This is a genomic window from Methylophilus sp. 13 (genome assembly GCF_015354335.1).
Classification (GTDB): Bacteria; Pseudomonadota; Gammaproteobacteria; order Burkholderiales; family Methylophilaceae; genus Methylophilus; species Methylophilus glucosoxydans.
The window spans coordinates 757,298-777,704 of the sequence record NZ_JADKYR010000001.1 but is presented as its reverse complement, the minus strand read 5'-3'; the positions used below and the strand labels follow the sequence as shown (position 1 = coordinate 777,704).

Here is a 20,407-nt window from a genome sequence, read left to right as displayed (position 1 = left end):
CATGAGTGAAAAATTTGATGTGATTATTGTGGGTGCTGGCCCTTCAGGTAATGCGGCGGCCTTGCGTCTGGCGCAGGCGGGCTTAAGTGTGCTGCAACTGGAACGCGGCGAAAGCTCGGGCTCGAAAAACGTGCAGGGCGCCATCCTATACTCAGATGCATTGGAAAAACTGATTCCTGACTTCAGGGACGATGCGCCGCTGGAACGGCATATCATTGAGCAGCGCATGTGGATCCTGGATGACGACTCCTACATGGGTTCGCACTACCGCTCGGACAGCTTTAACAAGCCGCCCTATAACCGCTACACCATGATACGTTCGCAGTTTGACAAGTGGTTTTCCGAGCGCGTGCAAAAGGCCGGGGCGCTGGTCATATGCGAAACCACGGTGACCGAACTGCTGCTGGATGGCCAGCGTGTCATCGGTGTACGCACCGACCGTCAGGGCGGTGAGATTTATGCCGATGCGGTGATACTGGCCGATGGGGTCAACTCCTACCTGGCGAAAAAAGCCGGCTTTCACCCCGAGCTGCATCCCAAGGATGTGGCGCTGGCGGTCAAGGAAATCCACTTTATGCCAACCGAGCTTATCGAGCAGCGCTTTAACGTCAAGGGCGAAGAGGGCGTGGTTATCGAAATGGCGGGCAAAATCACCAAGGGCATGATGGGGACGGGTTTTCTCTATACCAACCGCGAGTCGGTGACCATAGGCGTCGGTTGTATGCTGTCCGACTTCAAAGCCCAGCAAACCACCCCTTATGCCTTGCTGGAGCAAATGAAAGCGCATCCGGCCATCCAGCCGCTGATTGAAGGGGGCGAGATGAAAGAATACACCGCGCACCTGATTCCAGAAGGCGGCTACAACGCCATGCCGGATTTGTTTGGCGATGGCTGGCTCATCGTTGGCGACGCTGGCATGTTTGTTAACGCCGTGCACCGCGAAGGTTCCAATCTGGCCATGACCACCGGCATGGTGGCGGCGGATACCTTGATTGCCTTGCGTGCCGAGGGCCTGCCCTTCAGCAAGGCCAACCTCAAGCGCTACGAGGCCACGCTCAACGACAGCTTTGTCATGAAAGACCTGAAAAAATACAAGGACATGCCGGCAATCTTTCACAAAAATCCGCAGTTCTTTAATGACTATCCCGAGTTGTTGTCCAAAGCCGCCCACACCATGCTGACTGTGGATGGGGTGGATAAAAAATCTAAAGAAAAGCAGATACGCCACAGCTTCCGTCAACGCCGCTCACTGATGGGCCTGATGGGAGATGCGTTCAAGTTATGGAGGGCTTTTGAATGAGTATTGTCGTCAAGGTTGAAGAGAAACTGTTCCAGAACCGCTACAAGGTGGACAGCGGCAAGCCGCATATCGAGATCAAGGATGCTGACGTCTGCCGCCATTGTGACAGCCATGCCTGTACCGTGTGTTGCCCCGCTGGCTGCTGGACCATGGAAGGTAACGGCAATGTCACCGTGATCAGTGATGGCTGCCTGGAATGTGGCACCTGCCGCATTATCTGTAACGAGCACCGCAATGTGGCCTGGGAATACCCGCGTGGTGGCTACGGCATCCTGTTCAAGTTCGGCTAATCCCCTTTTTTGTATTGCATTGTTGGAGACATCCCCCATGAGTAAACCCGCCAGACAAGTGTTTGTATGTAACCAGGCCAGACCACCGGGCCACCCGCGTGGCTCGTGCCAGGGACGGGGCAGCAATGATATTTTGCAGGCGTTCTGGCAACAGGTGCAGACGCGCAATCTGTGGGAGCAGTTTTCGGTGACGTTTAGCGGCTGCCAGGGTCCCTGTGACAGTGGCCCGCATGTGCTGGTCTACCCGGAAAGCGTGATGTACGGTGGAGTGAGCAAAGACGACGTGACCGAAATCATAGACAAGCACCTGCTGGCAGGCGAAGTGGTCGAGCGCCTGAAAGTGCCGGACAGCGTGTGGTAAGCGAGGCGATAGATGCACGTTCGGCCTATGTCAGCCCCGCAATCGTCGGGGCATATTCTGAGCGCAACACGACCGAGCGGTATTGTCGCCCACGAGGATTTGCCGTCACCGATAGCCGGATATCTGGCTGCCGCCGCGGCTACCCGTGACTGGCGCGAGTCTGAATCGCTGTTGCTACGAGCCCAACAGGCCTCGCCCGACTGCCTGCATGTGTATTACACACTGTACAAGCTGTATGCCGTACACAATCGCCTCAGTGATGCCGAGCGGGCCGTGCATATGGCGCTGGACACGGCAGCCAGGCTGGCGCAGATCGACGGCCACTGGCAATCACTCACCGCGCAAAGCTGCGACTGGACACGGGTCGATTCGCCGCAACATTTTTTCCTGTTTAGTCTCAAGGCGTTTGCCTATATCCGGCTGCGTCAGCAACGCCTGTCAGAGGCACGGCAAATACTGAGCAAGTTGCAGGAGATCGATCCACAAGACACGGTTGGCGCCTCAGTCATACAAGCTTATGCCGATGGAGTCCCGCTATGAGCCTGGCTAGCGCCACCATGCTTAATATTATGCTGCAATCCTGCGAGGCAGTGCTGACCCTCACCGAGGATGTCGCTCCGGAGGGTTTTTTTAGCAGCCAGCTCACCCAGGCTGAAACCCTGCGCCACCTGCGTATTATTGCCGAAAATGTAGACCGGCTGCCCATGGAAAACAAAACCGCCATGTCGGAAATCGACTGGGCAGGCTGGAATGTCCTGCTGTCACAAGTTCGTTCATCGGGCGGCTTCGAGCGCGATGCCATTTGGTTTGCTATCCGCGCCATGGTGCCAGCGACCCTGATGTGGTTGCGCGTGTTCAGGCAGCAACAACCGGCACTATTCAGTATGACTGTATAAGAGAATGATGATGCTACCTGCCACCAACCTACTGCCGCAACGTGTGATTGTCTGTCATTTTGATAATTACAGCACTGCACTGCTGTTCGTGCGCTGGCCCCATGGCGGGTTGTTGGCACCGGCAGCCTTGCCCGCCAGTGCCAGCGTATTAGCAGAGCCTGACCGGCCGTTGCGCCAGCCTCTCACGGCAGCACAAGGGGTGGAAATCGTCAAAACCCTGAATGTGCCTGCTGACACACTGCAATACCAGCATGATTTTACGGCCTGGGTCACCACTGATGAAGGTCCATTACGCATTCATCTTTGTCGTTACATGACACCGGATGCGCCCAAGTCCGAAATCGCCTTATTTGGCGGGGAGTTCAGACATATGAGTGCCTTGCGTACTGCCGACAGGCAGGAGTTATTGTTATTACGACAGGTGTTTGACTGGTTTATGCGAGGTGAAGGGCAGTAACTGGCAGTTTTTCCGGTATCTATCATGGCAGCTGGCACAAAAACTGCATAGTCTTGCCTATCGCTATATAATCTACTTTATAGCGTAGCAAATGTGACAAACATGACAAAGGCAGACAGAAAGATGACAACGCAGATGACGCAGACCATGCAGGTAAGTGGCTCACTGGTACTGGGCCCCGAAGGCAGTGATGGCCAGGCTGGCTTGCTGACAGACCGTCGCCTGGCACTGCTGGAGCATATCGGTAGCTGCGGCTCTATCTCGCAGGCGGCCAAACTGGCAGGACTCAGTTACAAGGGGGCCTGGGATGCGGTGGATGCCATGAACAGTTTGTTTGGCGACGCACTGGTGCAGACTACCACAGGTGGCAAGGGTGGGGGCGGGGCGCAATTGACTGAAGCAGGCATCCGTGTCGTGGATGCCAGTCGCGTGTTAAGGCGTGAGCACCAGAAATTTTTACAGGCGGCCAGTGATGGCATCGCTGATTTTGACAACATTTATACATGGATGCGGAGGCTGACAGTGAAAACCAGTGCGAGAAACCAGTTTTTTGGCAAGGTGGTGGCAATCAAGCAGGCGCAGGTCAATGTTGAAGTGACCCTGCAATTGACTGGCGGCGACCAGATACACGCTGTCATTACCCATGATGGCTTGAATGAGCTGGGCTTGCAGGTAGGCAGCGAGGCCTGGGCACTGGTCAAGGCCAGCTGGGTGATCCTCGCCAGTCCTGAAGCCGCGACTGGCCTGAGTGCACGCAACAAACTGGGCGGCGAGGTGACTCGAGTACACCAGGGCGGTGTCAACGCCGAAGTCAGCCTGCGCAGCACCGGAGGCAATGTGATCACCGCGACCGTGACCAATGACAGTGTGGCCGAACTGCAACTGGCCGCTGGTAAAACGATGGTAGCCATCTTTAAAGCCAGCAGTGTGATTTTAGGGGTGAGCGAGTAGTTTTTTCTCTATCGCTATATATCTTGCTTTATATCGAGTCTTTGAATACATCAGGGAGCGCTTTACATGAAAAAAGTATCCATACTGGTCAGTCTGGCCTGGCTGGGGATGCCAACCAGCCAGGCGTGGGCAGATGCTGAAACCGATGCCCGCATCGCGCAATTGCAGCACATGCTGGAAGTACAACAAACACAAATGCAACAGATGGCAGATGCATTGAAGTTGCTCCAGGCACGGTTAGAAAAACCGGCGGAAACCAAAGGGGTAGCGAGCGATGACAAACAGGTCTTGCGTGATCAGCAGTGGAAGATGGACGCGATGGCCGATGAAATCAAGGCGCTACAATCTGCCCGTGGCAAATCGAGTGGCCAGCCAGTGTACGCCAACTTTAAAAATGGCCTGAGTTTTGAAGATGGTAGTGGCGCCTGGAAACTGGGCCTCAATGGACGCGTGCAAGCCGACTACCGCAGTTTCTCTCCGGATATTGCAGCCGCAGATACCTTCAACATTCGTCGCGCCCGGCTGGGTGCCAATGTGGCGATGAAGGATTTTGCGGCAAGACTGGAAGCCGAATATAGCGGTACGGCCAATAATGGCAGTGTCGGCCTGACCTATGCGCACGTCGACTACCTGCACTTTAACGGATTCAAATTACGCGCAGGTCAGTTCAAGCCTTTTTATGGACTTGAGCGTGCCATGAATGCCAACTTTACAGACTTTCAAGAACGGGCAGGCACGGATTATCTGCTGGGCGCCACTTTTGACCGCGGCGTGATGGTGTTTGGCGAACCTGTGCCAGGGTTGTTCTACAACGCTTCATGGACTGATGGCAAAGGCGTTAACACGGCCACTGCGAATGGTGATGAAACCGATGCCAAATATGACAACAAGGATGCGCTGGTACGTGTGGTCGGCAATATTGCCCAGTTTGTGGGCTGGAAAGACAGTGTCCTGCATGTCGGCAGCTTTTATGCCAGGGGTCAACAGGAACCTGGCAGCGTGCCAACCCTCAATGTACTGACCGAAGGCCGCGGTTACACCGTATTTTCTACCAGTGAAGGTTTTACGCGCGCAGTTGACCGTACGCGTGAGGGTTATGAACTTGGGCTGGCACACGGTCCGGTCAAGCTACAGGCAGAACATATACGTGAAAATTTTGATGGCACGGGGTTTGATCGTGACCTGACCGCATGGTATGCCAGCATCAACTGGCTGGTGAGCGGCGAAACTTTTGCCAGCACCTATAAAGATGGCATGTTTGGCCGCTTGCGTCCCAAACAGGACTTTGTCTGGGGGGGGGAGGGCTGGGGTGCGTTGCAACTTGGGGCACGTTACAGCAAGTTTGATGGCGGTGATTTTGTCAGCACTAACGCTACTGGAACCGGCAAGCTGGCAAGCGGGCGTAGCAATGCGTTTGATGCCTGGACGATAGGCGCCAACTGGGTGCTGACGCCCTATGTGCGTGTGATTGCCAACTATGTGCACACCCATTTTGATACCCCGGTGACCACCTCTGCCACCGTCTCAGGTAGCAGCAAAACGTATACGCTGGATCATGAAGACGCCGTCACCATGCGTGCCCAATTCGACTTTTAACTTTTATTCAGACAAGGAGATCCCATGCGATCACTCAAACAACTGTTGATAGCCAGCGTGCTGGCAGTTTCCATGCAGGTCCAGGCTGCCGAACCTTTTACTGTGGCCATTGCGGCCAACCTCAAATACGTGTTCGATGACCTGGCTGCCGAGTTTAAACAGGAAACCGGCATCGAGGCACAAAGCGTGCTCAACGCTTCTGGCAAAATTGCCACTCAGGTACGCCAGGGCGCGCCCTTTGATGTATTCATGTCTGCCGATATGGAGTTTCCCGAGGGCTTGTATAAAGAAGGTTTTGCCGTGACTGCGCCCAAGCCTTACGCCTACGGGTTGCTGGTACTATGGTCACAAACCGGGGCCGATTTAAGCAAGGGCGTGGCCGGACTGACGGATGCGGCTGTCGGCAAAGTGGCCATTGCCAATCCAAAGTTGGCACCGTTTGGCAAACAGGCACTCAAGGCCATGGAGTTCTACAAGGTGAAAGTGGCGCTGGAACCCAAACTGGTCTATGGCGAGAGCATTACCCAGGTAAGCCAGTACGTGGATAGCAAAGCGGTAGATGTTGGCTTCAGTGCCAAGTCGATTGTCGTTGCACCGGAGACTACAGGCAAGGGTAAATGGGTGGCTGTGCCAGAAGAGAGTTATGAGCCGATTGCGCAGGGCGTGGTCATCCTCAAGCATGGCATAGATAATAATGCGGATGCCGCCCGCAAGTTTTACGGGTTCGTGCAGTCGGAAAAGGCGCGTGCCATCTTTGCCAAAAACGGTTATAAATTGCCCTGAGGCATCACACAGGAAACATCATGTTAAGCATCGAGGATATACAGACCATTTGGCTGACCATCAAGCTGGCGAGCCTGGTCACCCTGCTATTGCTCATCATAGGCACGCCCGTCGCCTGGTGGCTGGTACGCAGCCGCGTCTGGTGGAAAGGGCTGGTGGCCTCGGTCGTGGCCTTGCCGCTGGTGCTGCCACCTTCAGTGTTAGGGTTCTACCTGTTGCTGGCGATGGGACCACAAGGCCCGCTGGGTAAGCTGACACAGGCCACTGGTCTGGGCAGTTTACCGTTTACTTTCTGGGGGCTGGTACTGGCCTCGGTGTTATATTCCCTGCCGTTTATGGTGCAGCCCTTGCACACCGCATTTGAGGCTATCGGTGAGCGCCCGCTGGAGGTAGCAGCAACCTTGCGTGCTTCGCCACTGGATACGTTTTTCAGTGTGGTGGTGCCGATGTCCTGGCCGGGGTTTCTGACGGCAGCTATGCTCACCTTTGCCCACACGGTAGGCGAGTTTGGGGTGGTACTCATGATAGGGGGCAATGTGCCGGGACAAACCCGCGTCGCTTCGGTACAGATTTATGATCATGTGGAAGCCCTGGAATATAGTCAGGCGCATACACTGGCCGCGGTCATGCTGCTGTTTTCGTTTTTGGTGTTGCTGGCGCTGCATGTGTGGCGCACGCAACCAAACAGGGGTTACTGACATGGGCATGGGCGAGATACAGGCACGTTTTCATCTTACCAGGCCAAGCTTTACTCTGGATGTAGACCTTACCCTGCCCGGGCGCGGCATCACCGTCCTGTTTGGCCCTTCCGGTTCAGGCAAAACCACGCTGTTGCGCTGTATTGCCGGTCTGGAGCAACCCAGGGAGGGCTATCTGCGCTTTCACGGCGAGCGCTGGCAGGAGGGGTCGTATTGCCTGCCTACACATCGCCGTCCCATCGGCTATGTGTTTCAAGAGGCCAGCCTGTTTCCACACCTGACGGTGCTGGAAAACCTGCGTTTTGGCCTCAGGCGCAATACGCAGGCGCGGCCAGCAGATCTGGAGGCGGCCATCGCCTTGCTGGAATTGACGCCGCTACTGGGTAGAAACCCGGCACATTTGTCCGGGGGGGAGCGACAACGGGTGGCCATGGCGCGGGCCTTAGCAGTAAGGCCGCGGCTCCTATTGATGGATGAGCCGCTGGCTGCCCTGGATTATGCGCGCAAACAGGAAATCTTGCCCTATCTGGAGCGCCTGCATGACAATCTGGACATTCCATTGCTGTATGTCAGCCATGCCCATGACGAAGTAGCACGCCTGGCTGACCATATCGTTATGCTGCAAGCGGGCAGAGTGCTGGCACAAGGGCCATTGCTGGAGAAGCTGGCGCAACTGGATACTCCGATCCGACTGGGGGAGGACAGCGGCGTGGTCCTGCAGGCGCAAGTCAGCGAACTTGACCAGGAATGGCATCTGATGCGGCTGGCATTTGACGGTGGCAGCGTCTGGACCAGGCAGCAAGACCTGCCGCTGGGGCGTCAGCTGCGGGTACATATTCAGGCCCGTGATGTCAGTGTGGCCATCCGGCCACAAACCGATAGCAGTATCCAGAACCAGTTGCAGGGTGTGGTCGATGCCATGGCCATAGACACGCATCCCGGTGTCATGCTGATCCGTGTCAAGGTGGGAGCTTCGGTGCTGATTGCCAGACTCACTAAACGCTCGGCGTCGACCCTGGGCATCACTGTCGGTCAGTCAGTCTGGCTACAGGTCAAATCGGTGGCACTGATGGAGTAGGCGCGTTTCGCGCCATGCACGACGCATCCGCATCTTGAATGCGCAAGAAAGGAGTCCACTCATGATAGAACAACTCTATGCCAATTTGTCTGTGGCTGAACAACAGCGAGTGATTCGCGCCGAGCGTTTTGAAAGGCACGATGAACCCTCACTGCAAGCTACCAAGATCCATGGCTACGCCGCCGACGGGGCTAAGTGTTTTTATTACCACAGTTTTGTCTTGTCGGAAGAGGGCTTTGATATCGATGAGTTTCCGCTACGCATCGATGTCTATTACGAACGGGTGATGGCCTGGCGTCTGAAAGACGGTGGCTGGTTAAAAACTACCACCATCTCTGATCAACTGGATGCTTGCCAGCCACGCTTTCATACCCGGCCAGCGGAATGGGTGGCCAGCCTCTGAGGGTAAACGCCTAGCTGGCAACTGCCAGTATCACCGCAGAGGCTTTGAATACCACGCTGGCACTGGCGCCCTGACTGAGTCCAAGTTCACGTGCGGCTTCATGGGTAATGCTCGCAAACACGGTATTGCCGCCTGGTAAATCGAGTTTGACTTCGGCACTGACCGGCCCGCTGATCACCTGTGCCACCACGCCGCGCAGTACGTTACGAGCGCTCAGGGCATAGCCCTCGCTCTCTGTCATCACCATCATGGAAGAGGCTTTGACCAGGGCCAGCACCGATTTGCCACTGGTCAGGCCCAGACTGTGTGCACTGCTGTGGGTGACCATGGCCACCAGCGTGTCGCCATTGCCGAGGGCAATTTCGATTTCGGTATGTACGCTGCCAGTGTGTACGGCAGTGATGTTTCCCTGGAACTGGTTACGTGCGCTGATTTTCATGACGATATTTTCCTGATCGGGTTGAGATACCATTAGTGTATGCAAGCGCGCTGTAAAACATCAACCGCAGCGTCGGGCCTGCGGCTGTCAACGCTGCTATATTACGCAGCGTGAGCCAACTTTTCCGGCAGCGCCTGCACCAGTGGTGCCAATGCTTCATAGCCGCCATCCACGCTGTAGACTTCCTTGTAGCGGAAGTCGTCAAACATCTGCGCAAACACCTTGCTTGCATTGCCGTGATAGCAATAAATCATCACCGGGATATTGCGCGGCAGGCTGCGCAAGACCTGTTCCAGTTTGTACTCGGACAGCTGGTCGGCCCCTGGCAGATGGCCACTCTGGTAACTGTGCATATCTCGGGTATCAAACAGCGCGATTTCCGCAAAGCGTTCCGGGTTACTCAACATTTCAGCGGCTTGTGCCGCAGCAATGGTTTGCCAAGTCATAGCTTACTCCTCTGGTCCAAAACATAATTCATAATCCACACAGACACCGCAACTGGGGGACTTGCATATCAATACGTTTTCCTGCTCGCACAGCTGCCGGTAAAAAAACTTTTTCCACTTCATGTCGCTGCTGTTTTTGGCCACCAGCGCCGGGAAATAGTCGCGCATCAGTTGCGACAGTTCGGCGCGGCTCGACAGTTTGAGGTCTTGCCACAAATGGTTGGCGCCGCTGCAGCAGGTGCCTGCAATCAATCTTGCCAGTGCATAGGTGTTCACGTGTTGATCCAGCGCATGTGCCATCAATAATGCAATCAAATCCTCAAACTCGTCCCAGCCATGGCCAGATGAGGCTAGGGAACTTGCTACAACAGCACTGGGCGGGGAGAGGCTCTGTTGCATACGGGTTCCCCTCAGGCCGGGGCGTGGGTATAGCACTTTTTCGGACAAATTTTGGCGCAGGCCTCGCAGCCCACGCAGTTTTCCGGATGGGCGATGGTCATGACTTTCTTTTCATACTCATCATCCTCATCGTCGCCCAGCGTCATGGCGATGCGGTCACCGTCTTCAGTAATGCCAACCAGCTCCAGCACATCACGGCCACAGACACGAAAGCAGCGGCCACAGCCTATGCATTTTTCCTCGGCAATGTGGTCGGCAAATTGCGGCGTCCACTCCACGCCGCTGGGTAAAGTCACACTGAAAGCCATGGTTTGCTCCTAGCCACCCGCTGCGGTCAGCCTTTTACGGGCGTCAGTCAATTGTTGATAAGCCTTGAAGGTTTTCTCGGCCACTTCCGGAATTTTTTCCCAGCCGGTCGGCAAGTCTTCGGACAAGTCATGCAAGTCCATTTTGAGCTGGGTGGCCTGGGCATTGAGTTTTTTTACCTCGGCCTTGATGGAGTCTACGTCGCTTGTTTCTATCTCACTCATGGCGCACTCCTAACCGTAATTCACCACTTCGGGAAACTTTTGTATCATTTCCACTGCGGCCTGTACCAGCTTCTGTCCTTCGGCGGCCAGCTTGTCCATGGTTTCAAAACCAAAGCGGTGCACATCACGCAGATGCTTGTTCACCACCACCAGGCGGCCTGCAGTCAGCAGCATTTTGCCAAAGCCCTCGTGATGCATTTTCATCATGGGCGAGACCATGACGCCGGTTTCCCGCTCCACCGCCAGGCCCACCGCGTTATAAAACAATTCTAGCCGCCACAAGGTTTCCGGGTCGGGGTCGCCGATAATTGGCATCTCGCGGCGCTGCTCCTTGCTGATGATGTACGGCGCCAGCAAGGTCGCATTATCCTTGCCTTCCCATGCGCCATGGGTGTCTTGCGCCCGCCATTGCTTAATCAGTTCGATCACAAATGGCGAGGTCCAGGGATCACTCGCTACTGGCGCTTCAGCGACTGCTGTCATGTTTTTCTCCTATAAATAAATATTGCTTACCGCATTAACACTCAAACGCCTTCGGTTTTCTCTGTGCACTCCGTGTCCTCGGTGGCTCAAAATGAATTTAAAAGCTTTAATTAGTCACAGAGCGCACAGAGGTCACAGAGAAATTCTTAGTTTGCTGAGTGCACTTGCTGCTTTTGTGTTTTATTGGCGAATCATTGCGTTTACGAAATCATTTTTTAATCACAGCACAGGCCAAACATTTATCCGGTTCTACCTCTGTGCGCTCTGTGTCCTCTGTGGCTCAAAAAGCCTTTAAAACCTATACCGTTTCTTCTTCCTCATCAAAGTCCAGCGCGGCTGCCTGGTCTTTGAGCAGGGCTTTGCGTAACCATGGGGGTGGGGTGCCTTTGAGCACATCCTGCAATTTGCCTAAAATTTCGTCTATCGGTTCATCAGCGGTGACCTTGACCGGGTGTATCTTGTGCGCCACCACACGGGCAGCGGCGGAGCCACCTATGGCCGCCACATACAGCAGCGCACAGTCCTTGATAACTTCCAGTTTGGGTGCCAGCTTGTCTTCGTTGCCGTCTTCTTTTAAATCGCCATCAAACGGCACCGAGTGTAAAAACGTCCAGTTTTCCGGCGTCAGCTCATAAATGGCCAGGTGCTTGGCCCAGCCAAAGTGGGCGTCGACCCGTTTTAAATCCTGTGTAGCAAATGCGACTTTCATATGGGTTTCCTTTACGGGGTTAACTGAAATGCACAGTGCTTTCTAAATGCATGTCGCTTGCGCTGTGGCAACTGCCAGCAGGCGTGCAACTGTTACAGCCGCTGGCAGCACCGGCCTCTGTAGCCGGTGTGGGATACCAGTGATCAGGGGCCGGTTCATGGCTCTGTGCCAGAAAGGTGTTGGCCAGTTCAAATGCCAGATCACGCGTGCCCCGGTAGCCCACGCTAACTTTGTGTGCGGCGCCGATACGGTCAAAGGTGGGGATGCCGATACGGATAAAAGGCAGATGCAGGCGCTCGGCCAGTTGCCTGCCGTGCGAGTGTGTAAGTAGCAGGTCGCAGTCTTGCGCCAGTGCTTCCAGATCTTCCAGATCACCGATTTGAACCTGTTCTATAGGCAGTTGCGCCAATAACGGCGAGTGGGTGGTAGTCACCGCGCGCAAGTCACAGCCCATCTCTAGCAAAAACTGGCCGTAGCTCCACAACATGTCGGGTTCGGCACCGATAGCGACGGTTTTGCCGCCGGTATAAAAATGCGCATCCAGCATGGCGTCCTGACACTGGCTGCGCTGGCGGCGCAGTTTCATCGGCACGGGGGTGCCGGTGAGTTCGGACAGGCATTGCACAAAGTCATCACTGGCGGCCAGTCCGGTCAGCCGCTCAAACAGACGGTAGGGGACGCCACATTGGGCTTCCAGCGCCTGCGCTGCCGGGCGCATCTGCTCGCCGATAGCGAGCGTATAGCGTGCAGCACCCAGGGTCTGTAACTGCTCCAGCGTGGTGCCGCCCAGTGTAGTCGGTGTAAAGTCGTCCGGAATATGGCCATCCAGCGAGCCGGAAATGTCGGGCACTATCACCGCCTCCAGACCGAACAGTTCGACAATATCGCGAATTTCCTGCAAGTCGCCCGGTGTTAAATGGCTGCCAGCCAGTACATTGACGCGGCGTGCATGGCGCACGCTCACAGGCTGGGCAAAGTGCTGCACGATTTTCAGCACCGCCTTGCTCCAGCCATCCTGAAACGCGCCCACGTAGTCAGGCGTCGATACATACAGGATATGCATGTCGGCCAGCTCGGGGTGTTTTTGCGCAATCAGCTTGAGATAGGCATCCACATCATCGCCCTTGGTTTCGGTCAGCCCGGTAGAGGCGATGCCGAGGATGGAGGGCTGGTTGCGTTTCCAGATATTGACGATGGTCTGCTCGATATTGTCCATGCCACCAAGGATGGTGGTGACCTCGCTCATGGCCGTGGTTTGCATGGGGATCATTTCGCGGAAATGCCGCACAAACAATACCAGCCCGAATGAAGTACAGCCCTGCGAACCATGCAGGGTAGGCAGGCAGTGCTGCAAGCCCATAAAGGCCAGCGCCGCGCCTATCGGTGCGCTCATCTTGAGCGGGTTGACGCTACAGGCTTTACCGGGGTTGAGTACTTGTGCCATGGTCTTGCTCCCTTCAGGCCGCGATGTCGCCGCTGGTCAGTGGCGGCTCATCGCGGCTGACTGCCGTTTCCCACGGCGCTGGTTGCCGCACCTGTTGCCACACCGGGTGATACAGCGATTGCGTGATGTTTTTGACCAGTTCCACCATGCCCACATAGCCCGCATACGCATGGTGACGTTCCTGGTTAATATCCAGCCACGGCATTTTGGCCTTGAGCGCCACAAACTGGCTGCGCCCACCCGAGAGCATGATGTCGGCCTTTGCTTCCTTGAGCATGGCATACATGTCGCGCGGACGCATGTCGTCTATCATGTGGGCATCCTCGCCCATGATTTCCTTGATCTTTTCCTTGTCTTCCTCGGTGGATTTTTTGACGCTGGTGCCCACCACCTCCATTCCTGCTTCCTGTAAGGCTGACACCACAGACCAGGATTTGACGCCGCCGGTAATCAGCAACACGCGCTTGCCACTCAGGCGCAATTTGTAGTCGGCTATCGCCGCCCACGCACGGGTTTCTTCACGCGTAATCACTGCTTCGGTACGCGTCATCAACTCGGCATCTGCACCTTGCTGTATCAGCAGGTGGGCAATCTGGCGCAAGCTGTCGCTCATGTCGCCAATGCCGTAAAACGAACCTTCAAAAAACGGAATGCCATAACGCTCTTCCATCTTGCGCGCCACATTGATCATGGCCTTGGAACAAACCATCATTGCCGCCCTGGCGCGGTGCGACTGCGCTACTTCATGGTATTTGGCATCGCCGGAAATACAGGCCAGCACGCGGATGCCCAATTCATCCAGCAGCGGTTTGACCTGCCACAACTCACCGGCCAGGTTATATTCACCTATGATATTAATGTCGTACGGCGTGGTGTACTCAGGCTCCTGTGTGCCAATCACATGCGCCAGCAATGCTTCACCCGCCAGCTTGTTGCCCAGGTTTTTTGGTCCGGCAAAGCCTGGCGAATTCACCGGGATCACCGGCTTGCCAAATTTCTCACTGGCTTTCTTGCACACCGCCTCAATGTCATCGCCGGTCAGTGCAGGCACGCAGGTCTGGTAAACAAACACCGCAGGCGGGTCATATTTGGTGATGATTTCTTTAATCGCCTTGAACAACCGTTTTTCACCACCATAAATCACATCCAGTTCGTTCATGTCGGTGGTAAAGCCAGTTCTATAGAGAGTGGAATCAGAGGACTTGGCGCCACGGTTATCCCAGGAATTCCCTTCGCAGGCAATCGGCCCATGTACCAGATGCGCGACATCGGTAATCGGCTGCAAGGCGATCTTGGCACCATCAAAAGCGCAGCCACCGGCGGCGGCACCAGGCGTCAATTGCTTGGTACAACCTTTCTTGCGTGCTTTTTCATCCTTGGCCTGATTTTTATCGCAGCCGGGTTCATTAAACACGTCCTGAATTTTTTCGTTCAAACTTGCCATGACAAGACACCTTTGGAGTTCTTGTTGTGGTTATTGCAAGGAATGTGCCACGCTGTTTATGTGTTTTAACTGTATGAATTTAAAGAACATTATTTTAAGTTATTGAATGTCGGAAAGCAGACAAATGCGACAATCGGTGTGGGGATAGATGGCATGTTGTAGGGTGAGATGCATGCCCACACGTTGAGGTACTGGATGATGCGATGCCATGTGATTGAGTAGAACGTTATTGTTCTGATTTTTTGATAGTTGGTGAATTCAACGTCGGCGAGTTGGTTTAGTTTTTTGGGTTTATTAATACGGTTTGTTTCGCCTGTAGGCGAGTTACTTTCTGTTGCTTGCCCCACAGAAAGTAACCAAAGAAGAGGGCACCCAGCCATCACGGCCTTCGGCTTCCTTGCGTTGCTCAACAAAGTAAGCGGTCACGAAACTCGCCCTAGCAGCTTGCACACTTCGCAAGCTGCCGCGGAGCTCAGACAGTCGCTCCCTTTTTCCTTACTTTGTTTCCGCTACTCAGCGTGATGGGATGGGATCTGTCTCGCCAAACTCACAGCGTAGAAGTTTGGACCGTTGAAAAACACCAATTCATTTCTTCAATCCACGGATCGTTGCGCTCATCGGGTGTTCGGGGTCCCCATCTGCCGCGCCGAGTAGCGCAGGCAAAATAAGATCAAGCGAGCGGCTGTTCGAATCCCGCGGTGGCCTGCGGTGTGTGCAGGCCGCTAGGATGAGTTTCGCGAGCGCTTATTTTGATGAGCAACGCAGGAAACAAGCGGAAGCTGGGGTGCACTTTCTTTTGGTTACTTTATCTTTGTGCAAGCAAAGAAATGTAACTCGCCTACAGGCGAAAAGGCGCGTATCAACAGAGCACCAAAGTACTGGGGGACAAGCACCAGAAAGTGACTCGCCTACAGGCGAAAAAGAATATTACATATAACGCACTTCTGTGTGGGCATTCATGCCCATCCTACAGCTAATCTATAAAAAATCAGAAGAATCACTTTTTCTCGACTTTGAGGGGCAAGCGCTTTAGTCCATCTCTCTGGCATGGTTCAAACTATATTTCGGCAAGGCAATCGTCAACGCTTCACTGCCTATTTTCACCTGGCAAGCCAGTCTGGATTGCGGCGTTAATCCCCAGGCTTTATCCAACTGGTCTTCTTCCTCATCAGTGGCAGCCGTCAGGCTGGCATTGCCCTGCTGGATAATCACATGACAGGTGCTACAGGCACACACGCCGTCGCAGGCGTGTTCCAGGGCAATGCCCGCGTGTAGCAGGGTGTCGCACAGCACTTTGCCGGGTTTGGCTTCAATCTGCATACCTTGCGGGCAAAGCTCGGGGTGGGGCAGGATGGTGAGCTGGGTCATACGGTCAGGCTTTCCAGATGCTGGCCAGTGAGTGCCTGCTGTATGCTTTGGTCCATGCGGCGCGCGGCGAAGGTGGACGAGGCGTTGTTAAGGGCTTCGGTGGCATGGCGCAGGTCTTCGATCTTGTTGCTGTCACCCATGATCAGGGTTTCCGCCAGCGCGTAAATATGTTGCCAGATATGGTCCCATTCGGCTTTGCTGAGCAGGTTGTGGCCGTCTTCGGCCATGGCGGTTTCGGTGGCGTCCAGTAAGCGTCTGGCTTCCACCTGGGCTTCGCGCAGGGCGCGCATGCGCTTGTCGTGTTCTGCGTGTTCGACACCCGCACGCAGCAGGCGGGTGATTTCGTCTTCACTGAGGCCGTAAGAGGGTTTGATACTGATTTGGGCGGCAACGCCACTGGTTTGCTCGATGGCGGAGACTGACAGCAGGCCATCGGCATCGACCTGGAAGGTGACGCGGATACGGGCGGCGCCGGCTACCATGGGCGGGATGCCGCGCAGTTCGAAGCGGGCCAGCGAGCGGCATTCGGCCACCAGTTCGCGTTCGCCCTGAACCACATGAAAGCTCATGGCGGTCTGGCCGTCTTTGAAGGTGGTGAAATCCTGCGCGCGTGCCGTGGGCAGGGTGGCGTTGCGCGGGATGATTTTTTCGCTGAGGCCGCCCATGGTTTCCATGCCCAGCGACAGCGGGATGACATCCAGCAGTAGCCATTCCTGGTCTGAGCGGTTGCCTGCCAGCGCATTGGCTTGCATGGCGGCACCGAGCGCCACCACCTGGTCGGGGTCGAGGTTGGTGAGCGGTGGCTGTTTGAAAAAATCGGCCACGGCTTGCCGCAGTTGCGGCATGCGGGTGGCGCCACCGACCAGCACCACACCCTGAATGTCGTTTGTTTGCAAGCCTGCATCACGCAGTGCACGGCGCACCGGGCTAAAGGTTTTGGTCAGCAGTGGCTGGCTCAGCTCAAAAAACAGTTCGCGGCTGAGGATGGCGTGGATGTCGCCGTGGCTGGACAGGCTGCAACGGAGTTCGGTGCTGCTCTGGCTGGTCAGGCGTTCTTTGGCTTGACGGCACTCGTTGAGCAGGCTGCGCATGTCGGCGGCGTCTAACGTGTGCAATTGCAATGTGCTGCACAGCCACTGGTAGATGGCGAGGTCAAAATCATCGCCGCCCAGGGCTGAGTCACCGCTGGTGGCCAGTACCTCGAATACGCCACGGTTCAAGCGCAGGATGGAAAAATCAAAGGTGCCGCCCCCCAGATCATAGACGCAATACACGCCTTCCGCGGCGTTATCCAGCCCGTAGGCAATGGCAGCGGCAGTGGGCTCGTTAAGCAGGCGCAAGACATTGATACCGGCCAGTGTGGCGGCGTCCTTGGTGGCCTGACGCTGGGCATCGTCAAAATAGGCAGGGACAGTAATCACGGCGCCGGTGAGTTCACCGCCCAGGCTGTGTTCGGCGCGTGCACGCAACACCTTGAGGATGTCGGCAGAAATTTCGACCGGGCTGCGCACCCCGGCCACGGTCTCCAGTTTGACCATGCCCGGGCTGTCTACCAGGCGATAAGGCAACTGCCCCAGGTGTTGTATGTCTTGCAGGCCGCGTCCCATCAGGCGCTTGACCGAGACGATGGTGTTGCGCGGGTCACTGGCGGCGGCAAACTTGGCCTCCCAGCCCACGGTGGTCTCAGCCACCTGATAGCGCACCACCGAAGGCAGCAGGTGGCGACCATGGTCATCGGCCAGTGCCACACATTCGCCACTGCGCACGGTGGCCACCAGCGAGTTGGTGGTGCCGAGATCTATGCCGACGGCCAGTCTGTGCTGGTGGGGCGCTGCACTTTGCCCCGGTTCTGCAATTTGCAACAGTGCCATAGTCACTCCTCAGAATACGCTGCGCGGGCATGCCCCGCTGTGAAACTTAAACGCTGAAACTCTCGCCGCAGCCACAGTTGGCCTTGGCATTGGGGTTGCTAAACTTAAAGCCTTCGTTGAGGCCTTCTTTGGTGTAGTCCAGTTCGGTGCCATCGAGATAGACCAGGCTGGTTGGGTCTACCAGCACCTTGATGCCATGGCTTTCAAAAATCTGGTCTTCTTCACGCGCTTCATCCACAAATTCCAGCGTGTAGGCCATGCCGGAGCAGCCCGAAGTTTTAACACCGACGCGCAGGCCCAGGCCCTTGCCGCGGCTTGCCAGAAATTTTTGTACACGCCCGGCGGCGCTGGGGGTGAGAGTAACAGTCATGTTCGACTCCTGTGGTTTATACCGAGAACGAGCTGCCACACCCACAGGTGGAGGTGGCGTTAGGGTTGGTAATGACAAAGCGCGCGCCTTCCAGGCCTTCCTGATAGTCTATGGTGGCGCCCATCATGTATTGAAAGCTCATGGCATCTACCAGCAGCGACACCCCGGCTTTTTCTACCACCATGTCGTCTTCGGCGACCTGGTCATCAAAGGCAAAGCTGTACTGAAAACCGGAACAGCCGCCACCGGTCACGTACACGCGCAGCTTGAGGCTGGGGTCACCTTCTTCGGCCAGCATTTCGCTCACCTTGCCGGCGGCATTGTCGGTAAAAATAATCGGGGTCGATAAAATGTCGTCACTCAAAACGGCTTCAGTCATGGCGGGCTCCTAGGCTTGGGGCTGGCAGGCGTCGTACTCGCCCTGTTCCAGCCCGTTTTTGTTGCGATAATCGGAAATGGCGGCGCGGATGGCATCTTCGGCCAGTACCGAACAGTGGATTTTTACCGGTGGCAAGGCCAGTTCATCGGCAATATGGCTGTTCTTGATGTCCATGGCCTGATCCAGGGTTTTGCCCTTGAGCATCTCGGTCACCAGTGAGGAGGAGGCGATTGCAGAACCACAGCCATAGGTTTTGAATTTGGCATCCTCAATCACGCCCTCGGCATTGACCTTGATTTGCAGCTTCATCACGTCGCCGCAGGCCGGTGCGCCCACCATGCCTGTGCCCACATCCTCGGCATTCTGGTCAAAACTGCCAACATTGCGCGGGTTTTCATAATGGTCGATGACCTTGTCGCTATAAGCCATATGTGTCTCCTTAAACAGCCGCCGCGCTGGGTTCGCGGTGTGATTCGGTGCCGTGCACCCAGCTCACGGAAGATAAATCAATGCCGGACTTCACCATCTCCCACAGCGGCGAGAGTTCGCGCAGTTTGCCGATCTTGGCGCCGATGAGCGCAATGGCAAAGTCCACGTCCTGCTCGGTGGTGTAGCGGCCAATCGAAAAGCGGATAGAGCTATGGGCCAGTTCGTCTTCACGGCCAATGGCGCGCAACACATACGAAGGCTCCAGGCTGGCCGAGGTACATGCGGAGCCGCTAGACACAGCCAATTCTTTAATTGCCATCATCAGCGATTCGCCCTCAACGTAGTTAAAGCTGACATTGAGGTTATGAGGCACACGCTGCTGTAAATCGCCATTGAGGTAAGACTCCTCAATCTGTGACAGGCCTGCCCACAGGCGGTCACGCAGCAAGCGGACGCGGGCGTTTTCCTCTGCCATTTCAGCCCTGGCAATGCGGAAGGCTTCGCCCATGCCGACAATCTGGTGTACCGGCAAGGTGCCGGAACGGAAACCGCGCTCATGCCCACCGCCATGCAACTGTGCCTCAAGGCGGATACGCGGTTTGCGGCTGACAAACAGCGCGCCTATGCCTTTGGGGCCATAGGTTTTATGCGCGGAAAAGCTCATCAAATCCACCGGTAATGCTTTCAGGTCTATCTCCACCTTGCCGGTGGCCTGGGCTGCATCCACATGAAAAATGATGTTTTGCGCCCGGCAAATTGCGCCCAGCGTGGCGATGTCCTGGATCACGCCGATTTCGTTGTTGACCAGCATGACCGAGGCCAGCACGGTATCTGGCCGGATCGCTGCCTTGAAGGCTTCCAGATCGACCAGGCCGTTTTCCAGTGGTGATAAGTAGGTGGCGCTAAAGCCCTGGCGTTCCAGTTCGCGCACGGTATCCAGCACCGCCTTGTGTTCGGTGGCCACGGTAATGATGTGCTTGCCCTTGCTGCTGGCATAAAACTGCGCTGCGCCCTTGATGGCGAGGTTGTTGGATTCGGTGGCGCCAGAAGTCCAGACGATCTCTCGCGGGTCGGCATTGACCAGTGCGGCCACCTGCTCCCGTGCTTCTTCCACAGCGGCTTCAGCTTCCCAGCCGTAAGGGTGGCTGCGCGACGCCGGATTACCAAACAGCTCGGTGAGGTAGGGAATCATTTTTTCCGCCACGCGTGGATCGACGGGTGTCGTAGCAGAGTAATCAAGGTATATCGGTTTCATACAATCAACCTGACAAAAGGTGGGTTCA

At 55.7% G+C, this 20,407-nt stretch carries 27 protein-coding genes; 12 read left to right on the top strand and 15 right to left on the bottom strand.

The annotated features are described in order from the left end of the window. Position 1: 1 nt before the first annotated feature. From INP77_RS03545 to INP77_RS03490, 12 genes are all read left to right on the top strand, one after another. Positions 2–1,300 carry an FAD-dependent oxidoreductase gene (locus INP77_RS03545; protein ID WP_194747303.1) on the top strand — a complete coding sequence of 433 codons (1,299 nt, stop codon included), beginning with the start codon at positions 2–4 and terminating at the stop codon, positions 1,298–1,300. Then, a complete protein-coding gene (locus INP77_RS03540; RefSeq protein ID WP_194747302.1) occupies positions 1,297–1,590 on the top strand; it encodes a ferredoxin family protein in 294 nt (97 codons plus the stop codon). Before INP77_RS03545 ends, INP77_RS03540 begins: the two co-directional genes overlap by 4 nt. 37 nt (positions 1,591–1,627) lie before the next feature. After that, positions 1,628–1,951 carry a ferredoxin gene (locus INP77_RS03535; RefSeq protein ID WP_194747301.1) on the top strand — a complete coding sequence of 108 codons (324 nt, stop codon included), beginning with the start codon at positions 1,628–1,630 and terminating at the stop codon, positions 1,949–1,951. Between the two features lie 27 nt (positions 1,952–1,978). Further along, positions 1,979–2,491, top strand: coding sequence for a lipopolysaccharide assembly protein LapB (locus INP77_RS03530; protein ID WP_194747300.1), 513 nt, complete (start codon positions 1,979–1,981; stop codon positions 2,489–2,491). Then, positions 2,488–2,847, top strand: coding sequence for a hypothetical protein (locus tag INP77_RS03525; RefSeq protein WP_194747299.1), 360 nt, complete (start codon positions 2,488–2,490; stop codon positions 2,845–2,847). Before INP77_RS03530 ends, INP77_RS03525 begins: the two co-directional genes overlap by 4 nt. A gap of 10 nt (positions 2,848–2,857) precedes the next feature. Next, positions 2,858–3,304, top strand: coding sequence for a hypothetical protein (locus INP77_RS03520; RefSeq protein WP_194747298.1), 447 nt, complete (start codon positions 2,858–2,860; stop codon positions 3,302–3,304). A 123-nt stretch (positions 3,305–3,427) separates the two neighbouring features. Further along, positions 3,428–4,255, top strand: coding sequence for a TOBE domain-containing protein (locus INP77_RS03515; protein WP_194747297.1), 828 nt, complete (start codon positions 3,428–3,430; stop codon positions 4,253–4,255). A gap of 66 nt (positions 4,256–4,321) precedes the next feature. Then, complete coding sequence (locus INP77_RS03510) at positions 4,322–5,851, top strand: porin (RefSeq protein ID WP_194747296.1); 1,530 nt, start codon at positions 4,322–4,324, stop codon at positions 5,849–5,851. Positions 5,852–5,875: 24 nt separating this feature from the next. Further along, positions 5,876–6,634: a molybdate ABC transporter substrate-binding protein gene (gene modA / locus INP77_RS03505; protein ID WP_228518671.1), complete on the top strand. Its 759-nt coding sequence runs from the start codon at positions 5,876–5,878 to the stop codon at positions 6,632–6,634. A gap of 20 nt (positions 6,635–6,654) precedes the next feature. Then, positions 6,655–7,332, top strand: a complete 678-nt coding sequence (gene modB / locus INP77_RS03500; protein ID WP_228518670.1) for a molybdate ABC transporter permease subunit — start codon at positions 6,655–6,657, stop codon at positions 7,330–7,332. Next, a complete protein-coding gene (modC, locus tag INP77_RS03495) occupies positions 7,298–8,410 on the top strand; it encodes a molybdenum ABC transporter ATP-binding protein (RefSeq protein WP_228518669.1) in 1,113 nt (370 codons plus the stop codon). The genes modB and modC overlap by 35 nt, the downstream gene beginning before the upstream one ends. 61 nt (positions 8,411–8,471) lie before the next feature. Beyond that, entirely contained in the window at positions 8,472–8,813 is a 342-nt protein-coding gene (locus INP77_RS03490; protein WP_194747295.1) for a hypothetical protein, read from the top strand. Positions 8,814–8,823: 10 nt separating this feature from the next. Here INP77_RS03490 and INP77_RS03485 read toward each other — a convergent pair whose 3' ends face one another. From INP77_RS03485 to INP77_RS03415, 15 genes are all read right to left on the bottom strand, one after another. After that, positions 8,824–9,285 carry a molybdopterin-binding protein gene (locus tag INP77_RS03485; protein ID WP_228518668.1) on the bottom strand — a complete coding sequence of 154 codons (462 nt, stop codon included), beginning with the start codon at positions 9,283–9,285 and terminating at the stop codon, positions 8,824–8,826. Between the two features lie 68 nt (positions 9,286–9,353). Continuing rightward, positions 9,354–9,698 carry a rhodanese-like domain-containing protein gene (locus INP77_RS03480; protein ID WP_194747294.1) on the bottom strand — a complete coding sequence of 115 codons (345 nt, stop codon included), beginning with the start codon at positions 9,696–9,698 and terminating at the stop codon, positions 9,354–9,356. 3 nt (positions 9,699–9,701) lie between these two features. Continuing rightward, the gene (locus INP77_RS03475; RefSeq protein WP_194747293.1) at positions 9,702–10,097 is read right to left on the bottom strand and encodes a nitrogen fixation protein NifQ; all 396 of its coding nucleotides are present in this window, start codon (positions 10,095–10,097) and stop codon (positions 9,702–9,704) included. Between the two features lie 11 nt (positions 10,098–10,108). Next, entirely contained in the window at positions 10,109–10,405 is a 297-nt protein-coding gene (gene fdxB, locus INP77_RS03470; protein WP_194747292.1) for a ferredoxin III, nif-specific, read from the bottom strand. Positions 10,406–10,414: 9 nt separating this feature from the next. Then, on the bottom strand, positions 10,415–10,627 hold the full coding sequence (locus INP77_RS03465) for a CCE_0567 family metalloprotein (protein ID WP_194747291.1): 213 nt from the start codon (positions 10,625–10,627) through the stop codon (positions 10,415–10,417). Between the two features lie 9 nt (positions 10,628–10,636). Continuing rightward, on the bottom strand, positions 10,637–11,110 hold the full coding sequence (locus INP77_RS03460) for a NifX-associated nitrogen fixation protein (protein ID WP_194747290.1): 474 nt from the start codon (positions 11,108–11,110) through the stop codon (positions 10,637–10,639). A 298-nt stretch (positions 11,111–11,408) separates the two neighbouring features. Continuing rightward, positions 11,409–11,819, bottom strand: a complete 411-nt coding sequence (gene nifX, locus INP77_RS03455) for a nitrogen fixation protein NifX (protein WP_194747289.1) — start codon at positions 11,817–11,819, stop codon at positions 11,409–11,411. Positions 11,820–11,838: 19 nt separating this feature from the next. Next, a complete protein-coding gene (nifN, locus tag INP77_RS03450) occupies positions 11,839–13,263 on the bottom strand; it encodes a nitrogenase iron-molybdenum cofactor biosynthesis protein NifN (RefSeq protein ID WP_194747288.1) in 1,425 nt (474 codons plus the stop codon). Positions 13,264–13,276: 13 nt separating this feature from the next. Further along, positions 13,277–14,707: a nitrogenase iron-molybdenum cofactor biosynthesis protein NifE gene (nifE, locus tag INP77_RS03445; protein ID WP_194747287.1), complete on the bottom strand. Its 1,431-nt coding sequence runs from the start codon at positions 14,705–14,707 to the stop codon at positions 13,277–13,279. A gap of 1,029 nt (positions 14,708–15,736) precedes the next feature. Beyond that, positions 15,737–16,075: an ISC system 2Fe-2S type ferredoxin gene (fdx, locus tag INP77_RS03440; protein ID WP_194747286.1), complete on the bottom strand. Its 339-nt coding sequence runs from the start codon at positions 16,073–16,075 to the stop codon at positions 15,737–15,739. Next, entirely contained in the window at positions 16,072–17,946 is a 1,875-nt protein-coding gene (gene hscA / locus INP77_RS03435) for a Fe-S protein assembly chaperone HscA (RefSeq protein WP_194747285.1), read from the bottom strand. Before hscA ends, fdx begins: the two co-directional genes overlap by 4 nt. Before the next feature lie 46 nt (positions 17,947–17,992). Beyond that, positions 17,993–18,316 carry an iron-sulfur cluster assembly protein IscA gene (iscA, locus tag INP77_RS03430; RefSeq protein ID WP_194747284.1) on the bottom strand — a complete coding sequence of 108 codons (324 nt, stop codon included), beginning with the start codon at positions 18,314–18,316 and terminating at the stop codon, positions 17,993–17,995. Positions 18,317–18,332: 16 nt separating this feature from the next. Continuing rightward, positions 18,333–18,695 (bottom strand): iron-sulfur cluster insertion protein ErpA, encoded by a 363-nt coding sequence (erpA, locus tag INP77_RS03425; RefSeq protein ID WP_194747283.1) that lies wholly within the window; start codon positions 18,693–18,695, stop codon positions 18,333–18,335. 9 nt (positions 18,696–18,704) lie between these two features. Further along, entirely contained in the window at positions 18,705–19,124 is a 420-nt protein-coding gene (gene iscU, locus INP77_RS03420; RefSeq protein WP_194747282.1) for a Fe-S cluster assembly scaffold IscU, read from the bottom strand. 10 nt (positions 19,125–19,134) lie between these two features. Beyond that, on the bottom strand, positions 19,135–20,379 hold the full coding sequence (locus INP77_RS03415; protein WP_194747281.1) for an IscS subfamily cysteine desulfurase: 1,245 nt from the start codon (positions 20,377–20,379) through the stop codon (positions 19,135–19,137). Between the last annotated feature and the right edge of the window lie 28 nt (positions 20,380–20,407).